This window comes from Pseudomonas sp. HT11 (assembly GCF_044875395.1).
Taxonomy (GTDB): Bacteria; Pseudomonadota; Gammaproteobacteria; order Pseudomonadales; family Pseudomonadaceae; genus Aquipseudomonas.
On sequence record NZ_CP173217.1, the window covers coordinates 6,097,373 to 6,118,710 of the forward strand.

The 21,338-nt window shown below is 60.7% G+C and carries 24 protein-coding genes and 1 pseudogene; 10 read left to right on the forward strand and 15 right to left on the reverse strand.

Annotation, left to right across the window (positions count from 1 at the left end):
* Positions 1–14 precede the first annotated feature (14 nt).
* The 7 genes and pseudogenes from ABWL43_RS28225 to ABWL43_RS28255 all read right to left on the reverse strand — a co-directional run.
* Positions 15–536 carry a disulfide bond formation protein B gene (locus tag ABWL43_RS28225; protein WP_404485896.1) on the reverse strand — a complete coding sequence of 174 codons (522 nt, stop codon included), beginning with the start codon at positions 534–536 and terminating at the stop codon, positions 15–17.
* A gap of 236 nt (positions 537–772) precedes the next feature.
* Entirely contained in the window at positions 773–2,014 is a 1,242-nt protein-coding gene (locus ABWL43_RS28230) for a heme biosynthesis protein HemY (protein WP_369301889.1), read from the reverse strand.
* 5 nt (positions 2,015–2,019) lie between these two features.
* Positions 2,020–3,135 carry a uroporphyrinogen-III C-methyltransferase gene (locus ABWL43_RS28235; RefSeq protein ID WP_404485900.1) on the reverse strand — a complete coding sequence of 372 codons (1,116 nt, stop codon included), beginning with the start codon at positions 3,133–3,135 and terminating at the stop codon, positions 2,020–2,022.
* A 41-nt stretch (positions 3,136–3,176) separates the two neighbouring features.
* The gene (locus tag ABWL43_RS28240) at positions 3,177–3,926 is read right to left on the reverse strand and encodes a uroporphyrinogen-III synthase (RefSeq protein ID WP_262207185.1); all 750 of its coding nucleotides are present in this window, start codon (positions 3,924–3,926) and stop codon (positions 3,177–3,179) included.
* On the reverse strand, positions 3,923–4,864 hold the full coding sequence (gene hemC, locus ABWL43_RS28245; protein WP_119737271.1) for a hydroxymethylbilane synthase: 942 nt from the start codon (positions 4,862–4,864) through the stop codon (positions 3,923–3,925). Before hemC ends, ABWL43_RS28240 begins: the two co-directional genes overlap by 4 nt.
* Before the next feature lie 137 nt (positions 4,865–5,001).
* On the reverse strand, positions 5,002–5,748 hold the full coding sequence (locus tag ABWL43_RS28250; RefSeq protein ID WP_145158061.1) for a LytTR family DNA-binding domain-containing protein: 747 nt from the start codon (positions 5,746–5,748) through the stop codon (positions 5,002–5,004).
* Positions 5,745–5,861: pseudogene (locus tag ABWL43_RS28255) on the reverse strand (sensor histidine kinase); the annotation flags it as partial. The pseudogene ABWL43_RS28255 and the gene ABWL43_RS28250, both read right to left, overlap by 4 nt.
* Positions 5,862–6,250: 389 nt before the next feature.
* On the opposite strand from ABWL43_RS28255, the gene argH reads away from it, so the two are divergent.
* On the forward strand, positions 6,251–7,645 hold the full coding sequence (argH, locus tag ABWL43_RS28260) for an argininosuccinate lyase (RefSeq protein WP_145158064.1): 1,395 nt from the start codon (positions 6,251–6,253) through the stop codon (positions 7,643–7,645).
* A 137-nt stretch (positions 7,646–7,782) separates the two neighbouring features.
* Here argH and ABWL43_RS28265 read toward each other — a convergent pair whose 3' ends face one another.
* On the reverse strand, positions 7,783–8,442 hold the full coding sequence (locus tag ABWL43_RS28265) for a glutathione S-transferase family protein (RefSeq protein ID WP_145158067.1): 660 nt from the start codon (positions 8,440–8,442) through the stop codon (positions 7,783–7,785).
* A 127-nt stretch (positions 8,443–8,569) separates the two neighbouring features.
* Between ABWL43_RS28265 and ABWL43_RS28270 the strand changes: the two genes are divergently transcribed.
* The 3 genes from ABWL43_RS28270 (at position 8,570) to ABWL43_RS28280 (ending at position 12,269) form a co-directional block, all read left to right on the forward strand.
* Complete coding sequence (locus tag ABWL43_RS28270; protein WP_106575823.1) at positions 8,570–8,854, forward strand: hypothetical protein; 285 nt, start codon at positions 8,570–8,572, stop codon at positions 8,852–8,854.
* A 151-nt stretch (positions 8,855–9,005) separates the two neighbouring features.
* Positions 9,006–9,260, forward strand: a complete 255-nt coding sequence (locus ABWL43_RS28275; RefSeq protein WP_010207442.1) for a TIGR02647 family protein — start codon at positions 9,006–9,008, stop codon at positions 9,258–9,260.
* 168 nt (positions 9,261–9,428) lie between these two features.
* Positions 9,429–12,269 (forward strand): class I adenylate cyclase, encoded by a 2,841-nt coding sequence (locus ABWL43_RS28280; protein ID WP_404485907.1) that lies wholly within the window; start codon positions 9,429–9,431, stop codon positions 12,267–12,269.
* An 11-nt stretch (positions 12,270–12,280) separates the two neighbouring features.
* On the opposite strand, the gene rnk is transcribed toward ABWL43_RS28280, so the two are convergent.
* From rnk to cyaY, 3 genes are all read right to left on the reverse strand, one after another.
* A complete protein-coding gene (rnk, locus tag ABWL43_RS28285) occupies positions 12,281–12,691 on the reverse strand; it encodes a nucleoside diphosphate kinase regulator (protein WP_369301884.1) in 411 nt (136 codons plus the stop codon).
* 131 nt (positions 12,692–12,822) lie between these two features.
* Positions 12,823–13,041, reverse strand: a complete 219-nt coding sequence (locus ABWL43_RS28290; RefSeq protein WP_404488502.1) for a DUF1289 domain-containing protein — start codon at positions 13,039–13,041, stop codon at positions 12,823–12,825.
* A 2-nt stretch (positions 13,042–13,043) separates the two neighbouring features.
* Positions 13,044–13,376 carry an iron donor protein CyaY gene (gene cyaY, locus ABWL43_RS28295; protein WP_094948747.1) on the reverse strand — a complete coding sequence of 111 codons (333 nt, stop codon included), beginning with the start codon at positions 13,374–13,376 and terminating at the stop codon, positions 13,044–13,046.
* 238 nt (positions 13,377–13,614) lie between these two features.
* On the opposite strand from cyaY, the gene ABWL43_RS28300 reads away from it, so the two are divergent.
* The 6 genes from ABWL43_RS28300 to ABWL43_RS28325 are packed head-to-tail and all read left to right on the forward strand — an operon-like array spanning position 13,615 to position 18,200.
* Complete coding sequence (locus ABWL43_RS28300; RefSeq protein ID WP_106575828.1) at positions 13,615–13,785, forward strand: lipoprotein; 171 nt, start codon at positions 13,615–13,617, stop codon at positions 13,783–13,785.
* Positions 13,786–13,794: 9 nt separating this feature from the next.
* Positions 13,795–15,042, forward strand: a complete 1,248-nt coding sequence (gene lysA, locus ABWL43_RS28305) for a diaminopimelate decarboxylase (RefSeq protein WP_242199633.1) — start codon at positions 13,795–13,797, stop codon at positions 15,040–15,042.
* A 3-nt stretch (positions 15,043–15,045) separates the two neighbouring features.
* Positions 15,046–15,876 carry a diaminopimelate epimerase gene (dapF, locus tag ABWL43_RS28310; protein ID WP_242199631.1) on the forward strand — a complete coding sequence of 277 codons (831 nt, stop codon included), beginning with the start codon at positions 15,046–15,048 and terminating at the stop codon, positions 15,874–15,876.
* 13 nt (positions 15,877–15,889) lie between these two features.
* Entirely contained in the window at positions 15,890–16,606 is a 717-nt protein-coding gene (locus tag ABWL43_RS28315) for a DUF484 family protein (protein ID WP_242199630.1), read from the forward strand.
* Positions 16,607–16,608: 2 nt separating this feature from the next.
* Positions 16,609–17,508, forward strand: coding sequence for a tyrosine recombinase XerC (gene xerC, locus ABWL43_RS28320; RefSeq protein ID WP_124418740.1), 900 nt, complete (start codon positions 16,609–16,611; stop codon positions 17,506–17,508).
* A complete protein-coding gene (locus tag ABWL43_RS28325; RefSeq protein ID WP_404485915.1) occupies positions 17,505–18,200 on the forward strand; it encodes an HAD family hydrolase in 696 nt (231 codons plus the stop codon). The genes xerC and ABWL43_RS28325 overlap by 4 nt, the downstream gene beginning before the upstream one ends.
* Positions 18,201–18,406: 206 nt before the next feature.
* Here the strand turns inward: ABWL43_RS28325 and sutA are convergent, their stop codons facing one another.
* The 4 genes from sutA to glnK form a co-directional block, all read right to left on the reverse strand.
* Positions 18,407–18,733 carry a transcriptional regulator SutA gene (sutA, locus tag ABWL43_RS28330; RefSeq protein WP_106575834.1) on the reverse strand — a complete coding sequence of 109 codons (327 nt, stop codon included), beginning with the start codon at positions 18,731–18,733 and terminating at the stop codon, positions 18,407–18,409.
* Positions 18,734–18,835: 102 nt separating this feature from the next.
* Entirely contained in the window at positions 18,836–19,261 is a 426-nt protein-coding gene (locus ABWL43_RS28335; RefSeq protein WP_071485166.1) for a secondary thiamine-phosphate synthase enzyme YjbQ, read from the reverse strand.
* Positions 19,262–19,469: 208 nt separating this feature from the next.
* Positions 19,470–20,810: an ammonium transporter gene (locus tag ABWL43_RS28340; RefSeq protein ID WP_145158088.1), complete on the reverse strand. Its 1,341-nt coding sequence runs from the start codon at positions 20,808–20,810 to the stop codon at positions 19,470–19,472.
* Positions 20,811–20,844: 34 nt separating this feature from the next.
* Positions 20,845–21,183, reverse strand: coding sequence for a P-II family nitrogen regulator (glnK, locus tag ABWL43_RS28345; protein ID WP_002555808.1), 339 nt, complete (start codon positions 21,181–21,183; stop codon positions 20,845–20,847).
* Positions 21,184–21,338: the final 155 nt, after the last annotated feature.

The window sequence follows — 21,338 nt, forward strand, 5'->3', positions numbered from 1 at the left end:
CCCGCGACACACGTTCAAGGCCTTGCGACGCCCCATCTGCGACTTAACAACGACCGTGAAAACTGCAGGATGCCCAGCATCAGCATGGCCAAAAAGAACAGCAAGCTCCATTCGGGAACGCTGAGGTCGAACAGTGTCCAGTTGATCTCAACGCAATCGACAGTGCCTTTGACGGTCAATTGCAGTGCTTGCCACAGCGACAGGTTTTCAATCATGTAGTGCAGGCTTGGCCAGCAATCGGTGGCCTGCTCCGGTGCGGCATTTTGTAGCAGCACCTGGCGTACGGCAGTGATAGCGCCGAGCAATGCGCAGCCCATGCTGGCAAACCCGTAGAGGTAAACCGCAGAGCGCTTTGGATTATGAATCGCCGCGACCAGATTGATCAGCGTGAAGGCTGCCAGAAAGATACGTTGCAGCTGGCAAAGGAAACACGGGCGTAGCAGCGCGCCGTACTCGAGATAAAACGACGCGCCCAACGTCAGCACACCAGCCATGAACGCCAGGAAAAACAAGGAGCGTGAAGGGGCCAAAGACATTGTTATCCGTACCGCAAGAGATAGGCCGTCACGGTAGAGGAAAGGCCTGACCCCTTTCAATACTCGTTAGAGCAGGCAATTCCGCGAGAGCATAGGGATATCTCGTCAGACCCTGGATGACTTTAAGCAGCTATCAGTAGGAATTTACTACGTAGCGCTTTAGACCCAGTATTTACAGGCTAACGAAGGGTTGGCTCTCAGAAACATCCGAGCCAACCTTCGCCCTCTTTCCTACTTCAGACGCGCGCGGGCATGGGCAACGGCGAGGCCAGCAAGCGACTGTCAAGCAGCCCCAGACCCTCCTGGAACAGCTGGTTGCTGCGCTCGGTGTCACCCAATTGGGCCAACAGCCGTGCCAGCTCAGCGCAGGCCTCAGGGTTGCGTTGCACCTGCAGGCTGCTTTCAAGGTAATCGCGCGCCTTGCCCCACAAACTGTTTTGCAGGCACAGGCGGCCCAGGGTCAGCAACAAGCTGGCATCACCCGGGTGATCCTTGAGCCAGCCTTCGGCAAACTTCAATTGGCGGGCCGAATCAGCGCCTCGCAACAAACCATAAAGCCGGATCAAGTGGCTGTCATAGCCGCGTTTGATGGCGCTGCGCAGCACCTCCTCAGCCTTGGCGTCGGCTCCCAGCCGGCGCAGTTGCTCGGCGTAAGCCAGAACCAGCTGTGGCTCCTGGCGCTGGGCGGAAGTGAGTTGCTCCCACGCCCGCTCAAGAGACTGCAAGCCTGCCTCGCCCTGCTCTTCACGCTGGGCCGCCAGCCCGAGGTTTTCACCCCAAGCGCGACGCTCCAGCTCGGCCAGCTCGCTGGCGGGAAGGACTTTGTCTTTTCGCAGCTCCGGCAACAAGCGAATCACTGAAGACCAATCGCCCCGCTGCTGATGCAGACGCTGCAACTGGCGCAACACCTGCGGGTTGTGCGGATGACGCTCGTGCATCGCCTGCAAAGTCACCAGGGCGCCTTCTGTATCGCCACGGTCCATCTGCAATTGCGCATGGCTCAAGGCAACCGCCAGCTCAGCCTGAGGCTGGCGCTCCAGAGCGCGCTCCAGCAAACCGTCGGACTCTTCATAACGGCCCTGCTCATTGGCCGCACGTGCCGCGCCAAGGTAGTACAACAATGGCTGGCGCTCCGCTTCGGCGGCGCGGTGCAGGTGGCGTTCGGCACTGGCCCAGCGACCTTCAGCGAGGTCCATCTGGCCCTGCTCAATCGCAATTTGTACCCGGCGACTGCGGTTACGTCGCGACCATGGGTTGACCACACCACCGGAGGTGCTGAGCAGGCTCAGCAACACACGGATCAGATAGATCGCCAGGCCGACGGCAAACACGGCCACCAGCGTCGCCCACAGGCTCGACTCGTAATGCAGCAGATGGGGATAGGTAATCAGCACGTAGCCGGTGTGCTTGGAAATGCCCACGCCCAGCGCCAGGGCGATTGCAATTGCCAGGACCAGGATCACATAGAAACGCTTCATCGGCTCTACTCCTGGGTCGCCGGCGTGCCCGCCGACGCCTTGGCTTCATCGGCAGACAGATGACGACGTTCGAGGTAGGCCTGCACCGCGGCCAGGCTGGCCGCCAGGTCAGGCGTGGCCACGGAAACGGCCTTGGGCTCAAGCTCGGCAATACGCGCGAGCATCGCTTTGCTCTGCGGGTTGTCCTGGTTGAAGTTGTCTTGCAGCACGCTGCGCGCCTCGCCCAGGGAACGGCTGTACACCGCCGTTTCACCATTGAGCGCAGCCCATTGCGCCTGCTCAAGGGCCAGGCTCAGCGCCAGGCGTACCTGGTTCAAGCCTTGACCGGCGAGCAACGGTCGAATGTTGTCGTCCGGGTTGAAATCGATGCGGAAGTAGCGGGAAATCTCCTCCCACCATTGGCTCAGGCGACCTTGCGTATCGCTGGTCGGGTGACCTTGAGAGGCCGGCTCGCTGAGTTGGTATTCCGGGGCAATAGCCGCCAGCTGTACAACCTGATCGCGCAGCGCGGCGAGTTGCAGGTAAAGCCCGGTGCGGTCCGGCTGCTCGGTACTGCGCAACGCGGCAAGGCTCTTGGCCAGTTGCTCGCGTGCGGCGTAGGAACCCGGATCGCTTTGCTCACGCAGAATTTCGTCAGCCCCCTGGACCAGAGACTGAGCGCTGTTGATGTCCTGCAGGGCAGACAAACGCAAGCTGGCCAGACGGATCAAATGCTCGGCTTCGGCCAGACGCCAGTCCTGGCGACTGGCACCCAGCACGGTTTCCAGGCGCTGGCTCAAGCGCTGCTGATCGCCCTGCAACTGGGTTACCAGACGGCGGCGTTCTTCCAGCTCATCTGCACCGGGCAATTGCGCCAGCCGGGTAGTCAGCTGTTGCTGGCTCTGCTTGAGGGACTGGGATTGCTCGTCGAGTGCCTGCACCTGGCTCGACTGCTGTTGACTGCCGGCTTGCAGGGCGCGGACCTGCCAAATGCCCCATCCGCCAGCGGCAACACCTGCGGCGCCGAGCAACAAGGCCACGATTGCCAGGCCATTGCCACGGCGTGGCGCGGCGACCGGTGACTCAGCCGGCGCATCAAGTGCGGGCTGGGTTTCATCTTTAGGCAAGGCTGTTTCGCTCACGTATCCGTCCTTTGCGTATCAGAGAGTGGGCGCGGCTTGCCTCACAAGGCAGCGCTGCGCAACGCCACTAACAAAGCCGCGGCACTCGCACCGCGACAATCCACAACTTTTTCTGCGCCAGCGGCCCGCGCCATTTCATGGACGCGGGGGCTGGGCACGAACAATGGCAGCCGCGCCACCTGCGGCCAATCGGGGCCAGCCAACGCTTGCAGGTGCAAAAAACCCTGCCCACTGCTGACCACCACGCCGTTCAAGCGTTCCAACTGGATGCGTTGCATCAGCTCCCCGGTGTCGTAAGCCGGAAGGGTGCGACGATACAACTCCAGATAATCGACACTAGCACCTTGCTCGCGTAAACGCTCAGCCAGCAGCTCTCGCCCGCCTTCGCCACGCAGGATCAATACCCGGGCATCGGGGCGTGCGATAGCCTCGCGCAAGGCGGGCAGTGCAAGCAAGGCCTCGCTGTCGTCGCCGGTTTGCGGATAATGAACAGTGAGGTCGTGATCGGCCAGTATTTGCGCGGTGGCCGCGCCGACGCTGAACCAGGGCAGCTGCGGCCAATGCCGATCCAGCTGTTGCAAGGCCAGGCGCGCGGCAGGCTTGCTGACCACGATGACCGCGCTATAACGGCCCAGATCACAAAAGACCGCTTGTTGCTCAGCCGTCACCGGCAAGGCCTGGATCGCCAACAATGGCAGGCTGCTGCTGAAAATGCCGGCCTCGGACAACGTCGCGGCCAGGGCCGTGGCTTCCTCGGCAGGCCGCGTCAGCAACAGACGCCAGTCGGTCACTGCGGGCCAGCCTCGCCGTAGATTTTTTGCAGAATCACACCGGCGCCTTTTTCCAGCAGCTCTTCTGCCACCTGAATTCCCAGCGCGGTAGCATCACGCTGCGGCCCGCGAACCTCGGCGGTGAGCAGCGTGCCGCCTGCGGGGTCGCCTACCAAGCCACGCAGCCACAGGTTTTCACCCTCAAGCACGGCGTAACAGGCGATTGGTACCTGGCAGCCACCGTTGAGGCGTTTGTTCAGCGCGCGTTCGGCCGTGACACGGACTTCGGTGTCTTGATGATCAAGGGGTTTGAGCAGGGCGTGAATTTCACTGTCAGCGGTGCGGCATTCGATACCCACAGCGCCTTGTCCGCCCGCGGGCAAGCTGTCTTCTACGCTGATGGCCGAGGTGATGCGGTCTTCGAAGCCCAGGCGAATCAGGCCAGCCGCCGCGAGAATAATCGCGTCATATTCGCCCGCATCCAACTTCGCCAGACGGGTATTGACGTTGCCGCGCAGAAACCGAATTTGCAGGTCCGGCCGGCGAGTCAGCAACTGCGCTTGGCGACGCAGGCTCGAGGTGCCGACGACACTGCCCAAGGGCAGTTCATCCAGCGACGCGTAAGTGTTGGAAACAAACGCGTCACGCGGGTCTTCGCGCTCGCAGATGCAATACAGGCCAAGACCTTCGGGGAAGTCCATCGGCACGTCTTTCATCGAATGCACGGCGATGTCGGCTTCGTTTTCCAGCAGTGCGGTTTCCAGTTCCTTGACGAACAAGCCCTTGCCGCCAATCTTCGACAATGGCGAGTCGAGCAGCTTGTCGCCGCGACTGACCATGGGCACCAGAGACACTTTCAACCCCGGATGGGCTTGCTCAAGGCGTGCTTTGACGTATTCGGCCTGCCACAAGGCCAGGGCACTTTTACGGGTGGCGATGCGGATTTCGCGAGAGGACATGGATCAATCCGTACTGAATAGATACGGCAGATAATAACAGCTCAGGCAAACACGCTTTGATTTGAATCAGCAAGTGCGGGGCCTCCCTGGCCGCGTCGCACCGGGATACAGAATGCAGACCTCGCCAAAGCCCCTGGCTAAAGCTGCTGCATCATCTTGCGCACACCGGCGACATGGCGCCGGCTGACGATCAAGGCATCGCCGTTAAGCCCTTTGAGGAACAACTGAAAGTGCCCCAGGGGCGTGCGCTGCAAGCGTTCTATTCGCTCGCGGGCCACCAGCGCATTGCGGTGGATGCGCACAAAGCGGTCGCCGAATTCGTCCTCAAGGGCCTTGAGCGGCTCATCGAGCAACACTTCACCCGTCTCGTGACGCAAGGTCACGTACTTGTGGTCGGCGATAAAGTAGACCACCTGGTTCAGCGGAATCAGCTCGATACCTTTACGGGTCCGCGCGCTGATATGGCTGCGTGGCCCGTTACCACTCTGAGCGGCTGGCTGGGTCAAAGCGGCGAGCTGGACGCGGTTGGGACGCTCGGCCTTTTTCAAGGCTTTGAGCAGCGCCTCAGCACTCACCGGTTTGGCAAGAAAGCTGACACCGCTGTCTTCCAGGGTCTGCGCAGAAAACTCTTCGTGAGCTGCACACAACACCACGGCTGGCGGCGATTCTCGCTCGCTCAGGCGGGCGGCCACTTGCAAGCCATCAAGGCCTGGCAGGCGAATATCGAGCAACACCACATCCGGTTTGAGGCTGTCGATCAGCGTCAACGCCTCTTCGCCGTTGGTGGCGCTCGGTTCAAGGACTGTATAACCCTCGAGTTCACTGACCAAACGGCTCAGTCGCTCGCGGGCTTGGGGTTCGTCATCAACGATCAGGACATTCATATTGCGCTGGATTCCTGCGTGAGTCTCGCACAAGGATAGCGTAGACAGGTGCGGTGACTTGCGTCACAGCGATCCACGCTAAGACTAGCGCGAGCGGCAAAAAGTGCCCCGGCAGCGGCACCCATATTTACCCGGACCTGTTCAATTGCGCCCAAGACCTGCTGCCTTCGGGCATCGTCGTAGGGTTTGCTGATACACAATCCGAATACCCCCCTTTTTTAATGGATAGTCTGGGCTATGACCGCATCACCCGACTTTGGTGCATTCACGCTCTATCAGTGCAACTGTAGACGCTCGCTGAGACGATATTGCTCAATCGTCAAATATCGTTTCAATTAGGGCCCGCTCCAGTCTCTTCCCGGAAGCGTCCGGCGGCAAGGCACTTAGCCATCCTTGGCACAAATAAAAATGCCGACCACCCGCAGCACCGCCTCCAAGTGCAACCCTGTTATTATCGGCGACACACCTTCACGCCTCTTTTAAGCAGATCACGAGCGAATCCATGAGCACCGACAAGACCAACCAGTCCTGGGGCGGCCGCTTCAGTGAACCCGTCGACGCCTTCGTCGCGCGCTTCACCGCCTCCGTCACTTTCGACCAGCGCCTGTACCGCCACGACATCATGGGCTCGATCGCCCACGCCACGATGCTGGCCAAGGTCGGCGTACTGACCGACGCCGAGCGCGACAGCATCATCGATGGCCTGACCACCATTCGCGGTGAAATCGAGGCCGGCACGTTCGACTGGCGCGTCGACCTGGAAGACGTGCACATGAACATCGAAGCCCGCCTCACCGATCGCATCGGTGTGACCGGCAAGAAACTGCACACCGGTCGCAGCCGTAACGACCAGGTGGCTACCGATATCCGCCTGTGGCTGCGTGACGAAATCGACCTGATCCTGGGCGAAATCACCCGCCTGCAAAAAGGTTTGCTGGAGCAGGCCGAGCGTGAGTCCGGCACCATCATGCCCGGCTTCACCCACCTGCAAACTGCGCAACCGGTGACCTTCGGCCACCACTTGCTGGCCTGGTTCGAGATGCTCAGCCGCGACTACGAGCGCCTGGTGGATTGCCGCAAGCGCGCCAACCGCATGCCGTTGGGCAGCGCCGCACTGGCCGGCACTACCTACCCGATCGACCGCGAATACACCGCACAACTGCTGGGTTTTGACGCGGTTGGCGGCAACTCCCTGGACGGCGTGTCGGACCGTGACTTCGCCATCGAATTCTGCGCTGCCGCCAGCATCGCGATGATGCACTTGTCGCGTTTCTCCGAAGAACTGGTGCTGTGGACCAGTGCGCAATTCCAGTTCATCGACCTGCCGGACCGCTTCTGCACCGGCAGCTCGATCATGCCGCAAAAGAAAAACCCCGACGTGCCCGAACTGGTGCGTGGCAAAAGCGGCCGTGTATTCGGCGCGCTGATGGGCTTGCTGACCTTGATGAAGGGCCAGCCATTGGCCTACAACAAGGACAACCAGGAAGACAAAGAGCCGCTGTTCGACGCCGCCGACACCCTGCGCGATTCGCTGCGTGCGTTTGCCGACATGATCCCGGCGATCAAGCCCAAGCACGCGATTATGCGTGAAGCGGCCTTGCGCGGGTTCTCCACGGCAACCGACCTGGCGGACTACCTGGTGCGCCGTGGTCTGCCATTTCGCGACTGCCACGAAATCGTCGGCCACGCCGTTAAGTACGGCGTAGACACCGGCAAGGACCTGGCGGAAATGAGCCTGGAAGAGCTGCGCCAATTCAGCGACCAGATCGAGCAGGACGTGTTTGCCGTGCTGACCCTGGAAGGCTCGGTGAATGCGCGCAATCACGTGGGCGGGACTGCACCGGCGCAGGTCAAGGCCGCGGTCGTGCGTGGCCAGGCACTGCTCGCCAGCCGCTAAAAAGCCTCAGACCCGCGCGGTCAAAAATGTGGGAGCGGGCTTGCTCGCGAATACGGTAGACCAGTCGCTATATGTATTGACTGATACACCGCTTTCGCGAGCAAGCCCGCTCCCACATTTGATTTGTGCACGGCTGATTACTTCTTGGCCGCAATCATCGCCATAAACGCCGGCATCGCCGCCTCCCTGTCCGCCGCCACTTTCTGCGCGTTGGGCATCGCGTGCAGTCGCTCCAGCAGCGCTTTCGCCTTCGGCAACTCAGCCAGCAGATCCAGGCCAAACAGCTTCTCGCCCACGGCACAGGCCAGGTTCACGCTGTACATGAAATACAGATCGGCCAGCGTGAAGCTCTCCCCCGCCACGTACGGCGCAAACTTGCCGTGGCGGCCTAAAGAACTGATCCCCAACAGCAACTCAGCCCTGGATTTTTCCTTGATCGCCTCCGGCACCGGCATACCGAAGAACGCCTCGGCGAAACACGCGCGGGCGGGCAACTCGATGTACAGCTCGATTTCCCTGCACAGCGCCAGCACCTGAGCCCGCTGAAAAGGCTCGGCCGGCAGCAACGAAGGGCCTTCCTGAGTGTGTTCGATGTACTCCAGAATCACGCTGGTTTCATTGATAAAGCCTTGCTTGACGCCCAGCACCGGCACTTTGCCTCGCGGGCTTACTGCAAGCGCTTCAGGCGTCTGGCCTGCATAAAATGGCACTTCTTCAAACGGCAGGCCTTTCTCCAGCAGCGCCAGTTTGACCATGTTGTAGTAGTTGCTGACCGAAAATCCGTAAAGCTTGAGCATCGCGAATGCCTCCAGGCCGGGTGTGGGGTTGGCTGCGGAAGTTATAGAGCGTGCGGCCCGACCTGACCAGCAGCATCACCTGCCTGAATGGGGGTAGACTGGCGCCCTTTCCTTGAGGAGCCCCGCCATGAGCGAGCCGACCGATATCGACAACGACGAAGAAGAATTCACCGAAAGCACGCTGACCCAGGCCATCGAAAACCAGATCGAAAGCGACAACCCGCCTGCCGCCAAAGCCACCTTCAACAAGCTGACCCTGGTGGGCTACGAGCGCGAAGACATTCTGAATCTCATGGCCCACGTGCTGGCGGTGGAAATCGACAAGATGCTTGAAGAAGACCGCGCCTTCGATACCCAATGGTATGAAACCGCGCTGCGCGCACTGCCGGAATTACCCCCGGAAAACGACTGATTCGAGCACTTTCGTGGCCGGGAAGCCTGCTTCCTCGCCACAAACCTGCGCCATATCAAGACCCACGACTTTCTCACTGGACAGCCTGGCAAAGTGCGTTCACCTTATGCCCTGCTAGCCTCTAATAAATTTTAGAAAGTCTGGAGTCCTTATGTCGTATACCCCTGAGTTGGTTGCCGAACTGGAAATCCTTGTACTCTTCCCCTTGGACAGCACCAAGGAAGGTCTGAAAGTCCACCAGACCGCCGCTCCCACTGCCATCGCCGCAGCCAAGCGCCTCCATGCAAAAGGCCTTATCGACCAGCCAGACGGGGGCTACCTGACCAGCCTTGGCCGGGACGCTGCAGAGCAGGCCCAAACCCTGCTGACCATTCTGACGACTGCTACCACCAAAGAAGCTGCCTGATCCCTGATACCGCCCATGGAGTCCGCTTTCTGCGGATTCCGAGGGCATTGCTGTGGATGGCACAAAATTCTGACGCCAGAAACCATTTCCCTCTAAACGTCCTACGCTTGTGTCTGTAAACTCCTAGACGGCCGCCCACGTCGGGCCCTGCGAGCCAACGAGTTCGACATGACCCGCACCCATGAAATCCGCCCCGACCTGGACGAAGGCATCGACCGCAAGGTGCTGGCCCAATTGCGCGCGCGCTTCATGGCCCTCAATGAAGGCCGCATGGCCCGGGCCGTCGAAGGTCTGACCCCGCGCCAGCAAAGCGTGTTGACGCTGTTGCCGCTGTTTTTCCACGTCAACCACCCCCTGCTGCCCGGTTATGTCTCGGGCAGCACGCCCGCCGGGCTGTCCAATTTCGAACCGGACGCCCAGGCCCTCACTGAAGCTCAGCGCCTGACCCGTTCGTTCTCCTACAAGCCACGCCATGGCAATCCGCCACGGCCCATCCTCGGCCTGTACCTGATGGGCAGCCTTGGCACCCTGGCTCAAGCGGACCAGAGCGATATGGACGTGTGGGTCTGCCACTCGCCCGAACTTGGCGAAACCGAACTGGCCGAGCTGCGCAAAAAGTGCCAGTTGCTGGAAGCCTGGGCCCTGACCATGGGCGCCGAGGCGCATTTTTTTCTGATCGAACCGACGCGCTTTGTACTGGGCGAACGCGACACGCAACTGAGCTCCGACGACTGCGGCACCACCCAGCATTACCTGCTGCTGGATGAGTTCTACCGCACCGCCATCTGGCTGGCCGGGCGCACGCCGATCTGGTGGCTGGTGCCGGTGTACGAGGAACGCCGCTACGCCGAGTTCACCCATACGCTGATTTCCAAACGCTTTATCCGCGCCGACGAAACCCTGGACCTTGGGCACCTGGCCCACATCCCTCCGGGCGAATTCATCGGCGCCGGGCTGTGGCAGTTGTTCAAGGGCATCGAGTCGCCCTACAAATCGGTGCTCAAGCTGCTGCTGACCGAGGTTTATGCCAGCGAGCACCCGAACGTGTACTGCCTGAGCCTGCGCTTCAAGCGCGCCGTATTCGCCAATCAGGTGGATCTGGACGAGTTGGACCCGTACATCGTGGTTTACCGCCGCATCGAGGAATACCTCAAGGCGCGCAATGAGCCGGAGCGCCTCGAACTGGTGCGGCGCGCGCTGTACCTGAAGGTCAATCGCAAGCTCAGCGTCGGCCAACGCAGCACCGGCTGGCAACGCCGTCTGCTGGAGCGCCTGGCCAATGAATGGGGCTGGAACCAACGCCAACTGGCTCTGCTGGACAGCCGCAGCCAGTGGAAAGTGCGCCAGGTCGCCTCCGAGCGCCGCGCACTGGTCAACGAACTGAATTACAGCTACCGCTTCCTCACCCAGTTCGCCCGCACCGAGCAAACCGCCAGCCTGATCAACAAGCGCGATCTGAACGTGCTGGGCCGGCGCCTCTATGCAGCGTTCGAACGCAAGGCCGGCAAGGTTGAGTTCATCAACCCCGGCATCGCGCCCGACTTGGCCGAAGACACGCTCACGCTGGTGCAGTCCCCCAATCGCAAGGAACCGGGCCAGTATCACTGGGGCCTGTACAACGGCAACCTTACGGCGCTGGAATGGGAGCACTTCGCGCCGATCAAGCGCAGCCGCGACCTCTTGGAAATGCTCACCTGGTGCCATCGCAACGGCGTGATCGACAGCAGCACCCGCCTGGCACTGCACCCGGGCGTCAGTGACATGACCGAATTCGAGCTGTTCAACCTGCTGGGCAGCCTGCAACAAACTATCGCCCTGCCGTTGGCCAGCGTCGATGAGGATCGCCTGTTGCGCTCGGCGGTGCCGAAAGAAGTGCTGTTGCTGATCAACGTTGGTGTCGACCCGCTCAAACATCATCGCGACTTGAACATCCTGATGACCACCGAACGCACCGACTCCCTGAGCTATGCCGGCGTGCGCGACAACCTGGTGCTGACTCTGGATCAGGTCACGCTCAATAGCTGGAACGAGGTCATGGTCAGCCGCTACAACGGCCCCCACGCACTGCTCGATTGCCTGCGTGACTACCTCAATCAATTGCCGTCGGACTACTTGCCACGCCTGCGAGTGCGCTGCTTCTGTCACAACCGTGCGCAGTTCATTGCCCAGCGGGTAGAAGAAATTTTCGACACCGCGCAAAACCTGCTGCTTAGCCAGTCCAATCACCGCTACCTGTTGCAGGTGCAGCAGCACTACCACGTGATGGAGCTGATGCCGGGTCAGGCCACCCATGTGTCACTGCCGACCCAGGACGCGCTGATTGCCTACCTCAGCGAAGAACTGGCCAGCTACAGCCCACTGCACCTGGACGCCATGGCCCTGGAAGACCACGATCTGGCGCTGCTGCTGCCGATGGGCCTGGCCGATTGCGTGCAGGTGTTCTACCGGGTCAATGAAGGTTTTGCCGAGTTGTATGTGCTGGATGAGTTCAACGCGCTCTGGCAGCAACGCCTGCCGTTTCATGATGAGCAGAGCCTGTTGGCGCCGTTGCAGCGTTTTCTGCAATCGATCATCTATCGCCGCGAAGCGCTGGCGCCGCTGGATACGCAGCAGCCGTTGGGCGAAGTGCAAATCTTGTATTACCAACTGTTGCCATCAGGCAGCAATCGCGCACGCGGCATCGAGCCGCGCCCCGCGCCGCAGAACCCGGCCAATAAGCCGTTTTATGACGTGCAGGCGATTATCGGCAAGGCGGCGCCCGGCCAAGTGGGCATCACCCTGTACTGCAACCAGCGGGAGTTTTGCGAACTGGAGTTTGGCGACCAGCTGTTTGCCGTGGTCGCCCAGGAAATCGTCGGGCAACGTCGAGAAACCGAACGTTACCGCTGCTACATCACCGACCTGGACCTGTCCGGCCTGCTCGGTGATGTGCAAAGCCCGAGCAACCTGTACCTGCGTTACAAGGCCGAGCTGGAGCTGTCGCTCAACAACGCACTGAAGCAGGTTTAAAGCGGCTCTTGTTACAGAGAGAACGCGCCGCCGTCTTTAGGCTGGCCTTCAACGCTGAGCAGTTCAAGCTTGAGGGTTTTGCCGCCGGGTGCAGGCCAGTCGATATGCTGGCCCACTTTCAGGCCGAGTAACGCACTGCCTACCGGCGCGAGGATCGAGATCTTGCCCTCGTCTGCGTTGGCATCCTTGGGGTAAACCAGGGTCAGGTGATAGTCCTTGCCGCTGCCTTGCTCACGGCAATGCACGCTGGAGTTCATCGTCACCACACTTGCAGGCACATCCTCGTGGCCAACCACTTCTTCGGCGCGGTCGAGTTCGTGCTGCAGGGCTTCGACGCCCGGCGAGTCCTCGCCTACACGGTCGATCAATTGCTCAAGACGCTGCACGTCGAGACGGGTAAGTATGATGGAAGGTGCGGTCATGATTCAGGCAGACTCCTTTTTTCTGCACAAAAAAGCAAAACCCCGCCAGAAAAAGGCGGGGTTCTCACGGACCTCGATGAGTTGAGGTGTACCCGGACACTACCACAGCGACACAAATAAACAAGACGACCTCAGGCACGCTCCCTGCGTTGCTCGGCCTCTGCGCAGATCACCCGGCGCCGGTTATCGTCGGCGGAGCGCCATTCACGAATGTCTTCCACATGGCGGAAGCACCCGAGGCAGACTTTCTGCTCGTCCAGGCGACACAAACTGATACAAGGTGACGGTACCGCCGGGCTGACATTGCTGAACAGCGGCTTGGGCGGGCGTACGGGTGCAGGGTGGGTCACCATCAGATCTCGTCGAAGTCCAGGTCAGCGCCGGACTGTTCCTTCGTGAGGCGCGCAAGCATTTCGCTCAGCAGCTCCTCGGTGGTGTCGTGCGCCCAACGGTTTTCTTCTTCGTCGTAATCGAAGTGAAAACCACCGGTGCGGGCCGCCAGCCATAGCTGACGCAACGGCTCCTGACGGCTAAAGATCAGTTGGGTGCCGTTTTCAAACTTGACGGTCAGCACGCCGGCTGAGTTTTCCAGGTCCACGTCCAAGCCGCTGTCGTCGAAAATATCTTCCAGCGCCTGCTGGGTCGCATCCACCAGGTCGTGAAAACGGGCTTCGGTCAAACTCATTGTGGCAACCTCAAAAGTGTCTGGTTTTGCTCAAGCGCCGCACGATACGGGCGAGCCCCGCTGATTGCAAAGGATACCGAGTTCATTACCGATGGAGGTATGAAATATCCCCGGCCAGCGTAGCCTGCTTCGCGCCCAAGTCGGCAAACCCCCGCCGGACGGGTATTTCGGCGCATAGGCAAGCTGGCGGGTGGTCGGTATACTCGGGCGCAATTAATGCATATTCAAGGATTTCGCCATGAAGCGCCTGATCTCTTCCCTTGCTGCGCTCGTCGCGGTCGCTTGCCTCGTCAGTGCCTGTGGTCAAAAAGGCCCGCTCTACCTGCCCGATGACAGCAAAGACCCGAATGACCAGGCGCAGTCGTCACAAAAGCCGTCAAAAGCGCATAAGCACGACACCTATCAATAAGGGAAACCCATGGACGCTTTTAACTACCGGGACGGCGAGCTGTTCGCGGAAGGCGTGGCGTTGTCCGCGATTGCCGAGCGCTTTGGCACCCCGACCTATGTGTACTCGCGTGCGCACATCGAAGCCCAATACCGTTCGTTTACCGACCCACTGAACGGCGTTCCACACTTGGTGTGCTACGCGGTCAAGGCCAACTCCAACCTGGGTGTACTCAATGTCCTGGCGCGCCTGGGCGCCGGTTTCGACATCGTCTCCCGTGGCGAGCTGGAACGTGTGCTGGCAGCCGGCGGCAAGGCTGACAAAATCGTCTTCTCCGGCGTCGGCAAGAGCCGCGAAGACATGCGCCGCGCTCTGGAAGTCGGCGTGCATTGCTTTAACGTCGAGTCCACCGACGAGCTGGAGCGCCTGCAAGTCGTCGCCGCCGAGATGGGCGTTCGTGCGCCGATCTCGCTGCGCGTCAACCCGGACGTCGACGCCGGCACTCACCCCTACATTTCCACCGGTCTCAAAGAGAACAAGTTCGGCATCGCCATTGCTGACGCCGAGGACGTGTACATCCGCGCCGCGCAGTTGCCGAACCTGGAAGTGCTGGGTGTCGACTGCCATATCGGCTCGCAACTGACCAGCCTGCCACCGTTCCTGGATGCGCTCGACCGCCTGCTGGCGTTGACCGATCGCCTGGGCGAGTGCGGCATCTACCTGCAACACATCGATCTGGGTGGTGGCGTGGGTGTGCGTTATCGCGATGAAGAACCGCCGCAGATCGCCGACTACATTCAGGCTGTGCGCGAGCGCACTGAAGGCCGCGGCCTGACCCTGATGTTCGAGCCGGGCCGCTACATCGTTGCCAACGCGAGCGTGTTGCTGACCCAGGTCGAGTACCTCAAGCACACCGAGTACAAGGACTTCGCCATCGTCGACGCGGCGATGAACGACCTGATCCGCCCGGCGCTGTACCAGGCCTGGATGGATGTGACAGCCGTCAAGCCACGTGCTGGCGAAGGCCGTAATTACGACATCGTCGGCCCGATCTGCGAGACCGGTGACTTCCTGGCCAAGGAGCGTCAGCTGGCCCTGGAAGAAGGCGACCTGCTGGCCGTGCATTCGGCCGGTGCCTATGGGTTTGTCATGAGTTCCAACTACAACACGCGCGGCCGTGCCGCCGAGGTGCTGGTGGACGGTGATCAAGCGTTTGAAGTGCGTCGCCGCGAGACGGTAGCCGAGTTGTATGCTGGCGAAAGCCTGCTGCCGGAGTAAGCCATGCTGCTGCGTTTTACCAAGATGCACGGGCTGGGTAACGATTTCATGGTCCTCGACCTGGTCAGCCAGCACGCGCACATCCTGCCCAAGCACGCTAAACAATGGGGCGACCGTCACACCGGCATTGGCTTTGATCAATTGCTGATCGTTGAGGCGCCGAGCAACCCGGAAGTGGATTTCCGTTACCGGATCTTCAACTCCGACGGTTCCGAAGTGGAACAGTGCGGCAACGGTGCGCGTTGCTTTGCGCGTTTTGTGCTGGACAAGCGCTTGACCGCCAAGCGCCAGATTCGCGTCGAGACTAAAAGCGGCGTGATCGAGCTGGATATTCGCAGCGACGGCCAGATCAGCGTCAACATGGGCGAGCCACGTCTGGTGCCGGCGGATATTCCGTTTCAGGCCACCGAGCAGGCGACCAGTTATGCGCTGGACGTTGATGGCAAGCACGTGGATATCGCCGCAGTGTCGATGGGCAACCCGCACGCCGTGCTGCGGGTCAACGACATCAATAACGCCCCGGTGCATGAATTGGGGCCGAAAATCGAACATCATCCGCGCTTTCCGGCACGGGTCAATGTGGGCTTCCTGCAGGTGATCGACCGTTCCCGCGCACAATTGCGTGTGTGGGAACGCGGCGCCGGCGAAACCCAGGCCTGCGGCACCGGCGCTTGCGCTGCGGCCGTGGCCGCGATCAGCCAGGGGTGGATGGATTCGCCACTGTTGATCGACCTGCCCGGCGGACGCTTGTCCATCGAATGGGCAGGCCCTGGCCACCCGGTGATGATGACCGGGCCGGCCTCGCGCGTATACGAAGGACAGGTCCGCCTATGAGTGAGCAAAGCTAATGACCGACAAGCCTCAAGTACCCGCCCAAGCATCCCCGAGCGAAAGTCTGGAGGCCGCTGCTGTCGCGGCGTACCTTGAGGCTAATCCGGACTTCTTCGTCGAACACGAAGAGCTGTTGCCGGCCCTGCGCATTCCCCACCAGCGCGGCGATACCGTGTCGCTGGTAGAGCGGCAGATGAAGATTCTGCGCGAGCGCAATATCGAAATGCGTCATCGGCTCTCGCAGTTGATGGACGTGGCCCGCGACAACGACCGACTTTTCGACAAGACCCGTCGCCTGATTCTTACCCTGATGGACGCCACCAGCCTGGAAGAAACGGTGATTGCCGTGGAAGACAGCCTGCGCCAGGACTTCCAGGTGCCGTTTGTGAGCCTGATCCTGTTCAGCGACAACCCGATGCCGGTGGGTCGCTGGGTCAGCGGTGGCGAAGCGCAGACCGCGATTGGCGGCTTGCTCTCTGAAGGCAAGACCATCAGCGGCACCTTGCGTGAGCATGAGCTGGATTTCCTGTTTGGCGCCGAACAGCGCAAGCAGATCGGCTCCACCGCCGTAGTCGCCCTCAGCCATCAAGGCCTGCACGGCGTACTGGCGATTGCCAGTCGTGACCCGCAGCACTACAAAAGCTCCGTAGGCACGCTGTTTTTGACCTACATCGCTGAAGTGCTCGGCCGGGTACTGCCGCGCTTCACCACCGCCCTGCGCGCGGTGCGCTAGCCATGGAACGGCAACTGGACGCTTATTGCGCTCACCTGCGCAACGAGCGCCAGGTGTCGCCCCATACGCTGGAAGCTTATCGGCGGGACTTGAACAAGGTCCTGGCGTACTGCGAAAAACAACAGATCGCCAGCTGGAAAGCCCTGGATATCCAGAGCCTGCGCAGCCTCATCGCGCGACTGCACCAGCAAGGCCAGTCTTCACGCAGCCTGTCGCGATTGCTTTCGGCGGTGCGCGGCCTGTATCACTACCTCAACCGTGAAGGCCTGTGCGATCACGACCCGGCCAATGGCCTGGCCCCGCCCAAGGGCGAACGGCGCCTGCCCAAGACCCTCGACACTGATCGCGCCCTGCAATTGCTCGACGGTGCCGTCGAAGACGACTTCCTTGCCCACCGCGACCAGGCCATCCTCGAGCTGTTCTATTCCTCGGGCCTGCGCTTGTCAGAATTGACCGGCCTGAACCTCGATCAACTGGACCTGGCGGACGGCCTGGTGCAAGTGCTCGGCAAAGGCAGCAAGACCCGTGTGCTGCCGGTCGGCCGCAAGGCTCGGGAAGCCTTGCAGCTGTGGTTGCCGCTGCGTCTGTTGACCAACCCCGCGGACGACGCGGTGTTTGTCAGCCAGCAGGGCCGACGCCTCGGTCCACGGGCGATCCAGGTGCGGGTCAAGCTCGCCGGTGAGCGCGAGCTGGGGCAGAATCTGCACCCGCACATGCTGCGACATTCCTTTGCCAGCCATCTGCTGGAATCGTCCCAGGACCTGCGCGCGGTGCAGGAGCTGCTCGGCCACGCCGACATCAAGACCACGCAGATCTACACCCACCTCGACTTCCAACACCTGGCGACGGTGTACGACAGCGCCCATCCACGGGCCAAACGCATCAAGGGCGGCGACTCATGAGTATCAAGCTGATCACCTTCGACCTGGACGACACACTCTGGGACAACGTACCCGTCATCATCGGCGCCGAAGCGTCGATGCGCGAATGGCTGGCGACCCATGCCTCCAAGGTCGGCGATTTGCCTCTTGAGCATTTCGCCAGCCTTCGCCAGAAGGTGTTGGAGCGCCATCCCGAGCTCAAGTACCGCATCAGCCTCCTGCGCCACCGCGTGCTGATGCACGCGTTTGAAGAGGCGGGTTATCCACAGCCCGAGGCCACGCAAATGGCAGACGTGTGCTATGAGGCGTTCATTCACGCCCGGCACCAGCTCACGCCTTTTCCTGAGGCCGAGCCGATGCTTCAAGCATTGCGCCAGCATTTCCTCCTGGGCGTGATCACCAACGGCAACGCCGACGTGCAGCGCGTGGGCCTGGCAGACTATTTCCACTTTGCGCTGCGCGCCGAAGATATCGGCATCGCCAAGCCGGATGCGCGACTGTTTCAGGAAGCGCTGCAACGCGCCGGCGTGGACGCCAGTCAGGCCGTGCATATTGGCGATCACCCCGGCGATGACATCGCCGGGGCGCAGCAGGCCGGGCTGCGGGCGGTGTGGTTCAACCCGACGGGCAAGGCATGGGAAGCGGATAAGCGCCCGGATGCGGAAATTCGTCGCTTGAACGAGCTGCCGCCGTTGCTTCGCAGTTGGCAGTAACGCTATCGCGGCAACACTAAAAATCAAAATACGGGAGCGGGCTTGCTCGCGAATGCGGTGTATCAGTCAGCCCATCAGCAACTGACAGAGCACTTCACGAACACGCCCGCTCCCACATTTGATGGGTGGTGACCCGTAGGATTTATTACATCCATGAAAAAGCCCGCAGCGACGGCGGGCTTTTTCATGCAAGCGAGCGGCTGACCTCAGATAGGACGGCTACCGTACTTGTTATCCGGCTTCTTCGGTGGATCTGCAACCACGTTGGCCTCGACTTCCTGCACTTTGCCGCCTTTGGCGAGGAATTCTTCCATCGCACGGGCCAGCGCATCGCGCTCTTTGTTCTTGGCTTCAACGCTTGGCAGTTCATCTACCGAAACAGCGGCCTTGGCTTTGCCTTTGGCTGCCGGGACAGGTGCATCATCACCACCGTCGTCGTCAGCAACGTCCTCAGCTGCCGCCTCAAGACCTTCTTCGGCCTCGTCGTCGTCACCGACTTCGAGTTCGTCGTTTTCCAGATCATCGTCGCTCATGTTCTACCTCATGACTTGCGAAAAGCAGATTAGTTATAGCCCAGCTTCACCCTCTGTCGAGGTCGCCGGAAAAAAATCAACATCCACCGGATTACCAGTGGCTTATGCCCCATCACCGTGCAAGGTGGCGAGGACTTTACGAGCACCGCCATGATCACGGTGCTCGCCCAGATAAACACCTTGCCAGGTCCCCATCGCCAAGCGGCCGGCCTTGACCGGCAAACTCAGCTGGCAGCCCAGGAGACTGGCCTTGAAGTGCGCCGGCAGATCATCCGGACCTTCGTCGTTGTGTTCGAACCCTGCACGCCCTTGCGGCACCAGCGAGTTGAAAAAACGCTCGAAGTCACGGCGAACCGCCGGGTCGGCATTTTCGTTGACCGTCAACGAAGCCGAGGTGTGCTGCAACCACAAATGCAACAGGCCCACACGGCACGCCTTCAACTCAGGCAGGCCGGCGAGCAACTCATCCGTCACCAAGTGAAAGCCCCGGGGCTTGGCCCGCAGGGTTATCAGGGTCTGTTGCCACATACAGTTCTCCGCCCATCGGCGCGCATTCTAGCGCGCTCTGGAAAAAAACAAAGTACCGAATACACCTACATGCCTGTAAGAGATTCACACCCTTAAAAGTGCCGTGTGGATCCCATCACAAAGTCGGCATAAACCCGTACACCTTTAGCCACAGACAAACCCCAGACAAAAAAATGCCCGGCAAGCCGGGCATCTTTTTTTCGCGTACTTACAAGTTGTAGCCGCGCTCGTTGTGTTGTGCCAGGTCGAGGCCCACAGCCTCTTCTTCGTCAGTAACCCGCAGGCCCATGACCATGTCCAGCACCTTGAGGATGATGAAGGTCACGATAGCCGTGTAGATCACGGTGAAGCCGACGCCTTTGCACTGGATCCAGACTTGCGCTGCGATGTCAGTGGTCGCCGCGTTGAAGCCGCCCAGAGAAGGCGCCGCGAACACGCCGGTCAGGATCGCGCCGAGGATACCGCCGATACCGTGCACGCCGAAGGCGTCCAGGGAGTCGTCGTAGCCCAGTTTGCGTTTCAGGGTAGTGGCGCAGAAGAAGCACACTACACCCGCCGCCAGACCGATCACCAGGGCGCCCATTGGGCCCACGGTGCCCGCAGCCGGGGTGATTGCAACCAGGCCGGCGACGACGCCCGAGGCGATGCCCAGTGCGCTTGGCTTACCGTGGGTGACCCACTCGGCAAACATCCAGCCCAGCGCGGCAGCAGCGGTCGCAATCTGAGTGACCAGCATCGCCATACCTGCAGTGCCGTTGGCCGCAGCCGCAGAACCGGCGTTGAAGCCAAACCAACCGACCCACAGCATGGCAGCACCGACCAGGGTGTAACCCAGGTTGTGAGGCGCCATCGGCGTGGTTGGGAAGCCTTTACGCTTGCCGAGTACCAGGCACGCCACCAGGCCAGCCACACCGGCGTTGATGTGCACCACGGTGCCGCCGGCGAAGTCCAGCACGCCCCAATCGCCCAGCAACGAACCCGGACCGCCCCACACCATGTGCGCAATCGGTGCGTAGACCAGGGTGAACCAGACGCCCATGAAGATCAGCATCGCGGAGAACTTCATACGCTCGGCGAAGGCACCGACGATCAGCGCAGGCGTAATGATGGCGAACGTCATCTGGAAAGTGACGAACACCGCCTCAGGGAACAGCGCCGCAGGGCCGGTGATGCTCGCCGGGGTGACACCCGACAGGAACAGTTTGGACAGGCCGCCCACGAACGAGTTGAGGTTGACGACGCCTGCTTCCATACCGGTAGTGTCGAACGCCATGCTGTAGCCGTAAACGAACCACAAAATGGTGATCAGACCGGTGATGGCGAAGCACTGCATCATCACGGAAAGAATGTTTTTGGAGCGAACCATGCCGCCGTAGAACAGCGCGAGGCCTGGAATGGTCATGAACAGTACCAGCGCGGTGGACGTGAGCATCCACGCGGTGTCGCCGGAATTGAGGACTGGAGCAGGTACTGGGTCCGCCGCCATGGCCAGGGCCGGCATTACGAGGGACAACAGGGCTCCTAGCCCTGCGAATTTACGCAGAGTCATATTGTTTTCTCCTGGGGCGTTGGGGTTTGGCGGCTTAGATTGCGTCGGTATCGGTTTCGCCGGTACGGATGCGAATAGCCTGTTCCAGATTGACCACGAAGATCTTGCCGTCACCGATCTTGCCGGTGTTGGCGGCCTTGGTTATCGCCTCGATAACCCGGTCAAGATCCTTGTCGTCAATGGCGACATCAATCTTCACCTTTGGCAGAAAATCGACCACGTATTCCGCGCCGCGATACAGCTCGGTGTGACCCTTCTGCCGACCGAAGCCTTTGACCTCAGTAACGGTAATGCCCTGCACGCCGATCTCGGACAGCGACTCGCGTACATCGTCCAACTTGAACGGCTTGATGATGGCAGTGACTAGCTTCATGAAAACTCTCTCCCGAATTGGTGGACTTGCCCCAGGAAAACAAACCCGTCTCAAGTCTAAGCGCAGTGCCTGGCTTTGTAACGCGTCGTCGCCTCGGCATTTGCCGTTGCGACGCCAGCGAACCACTGGTGACGAAACCTGTACCCCTGATCCGT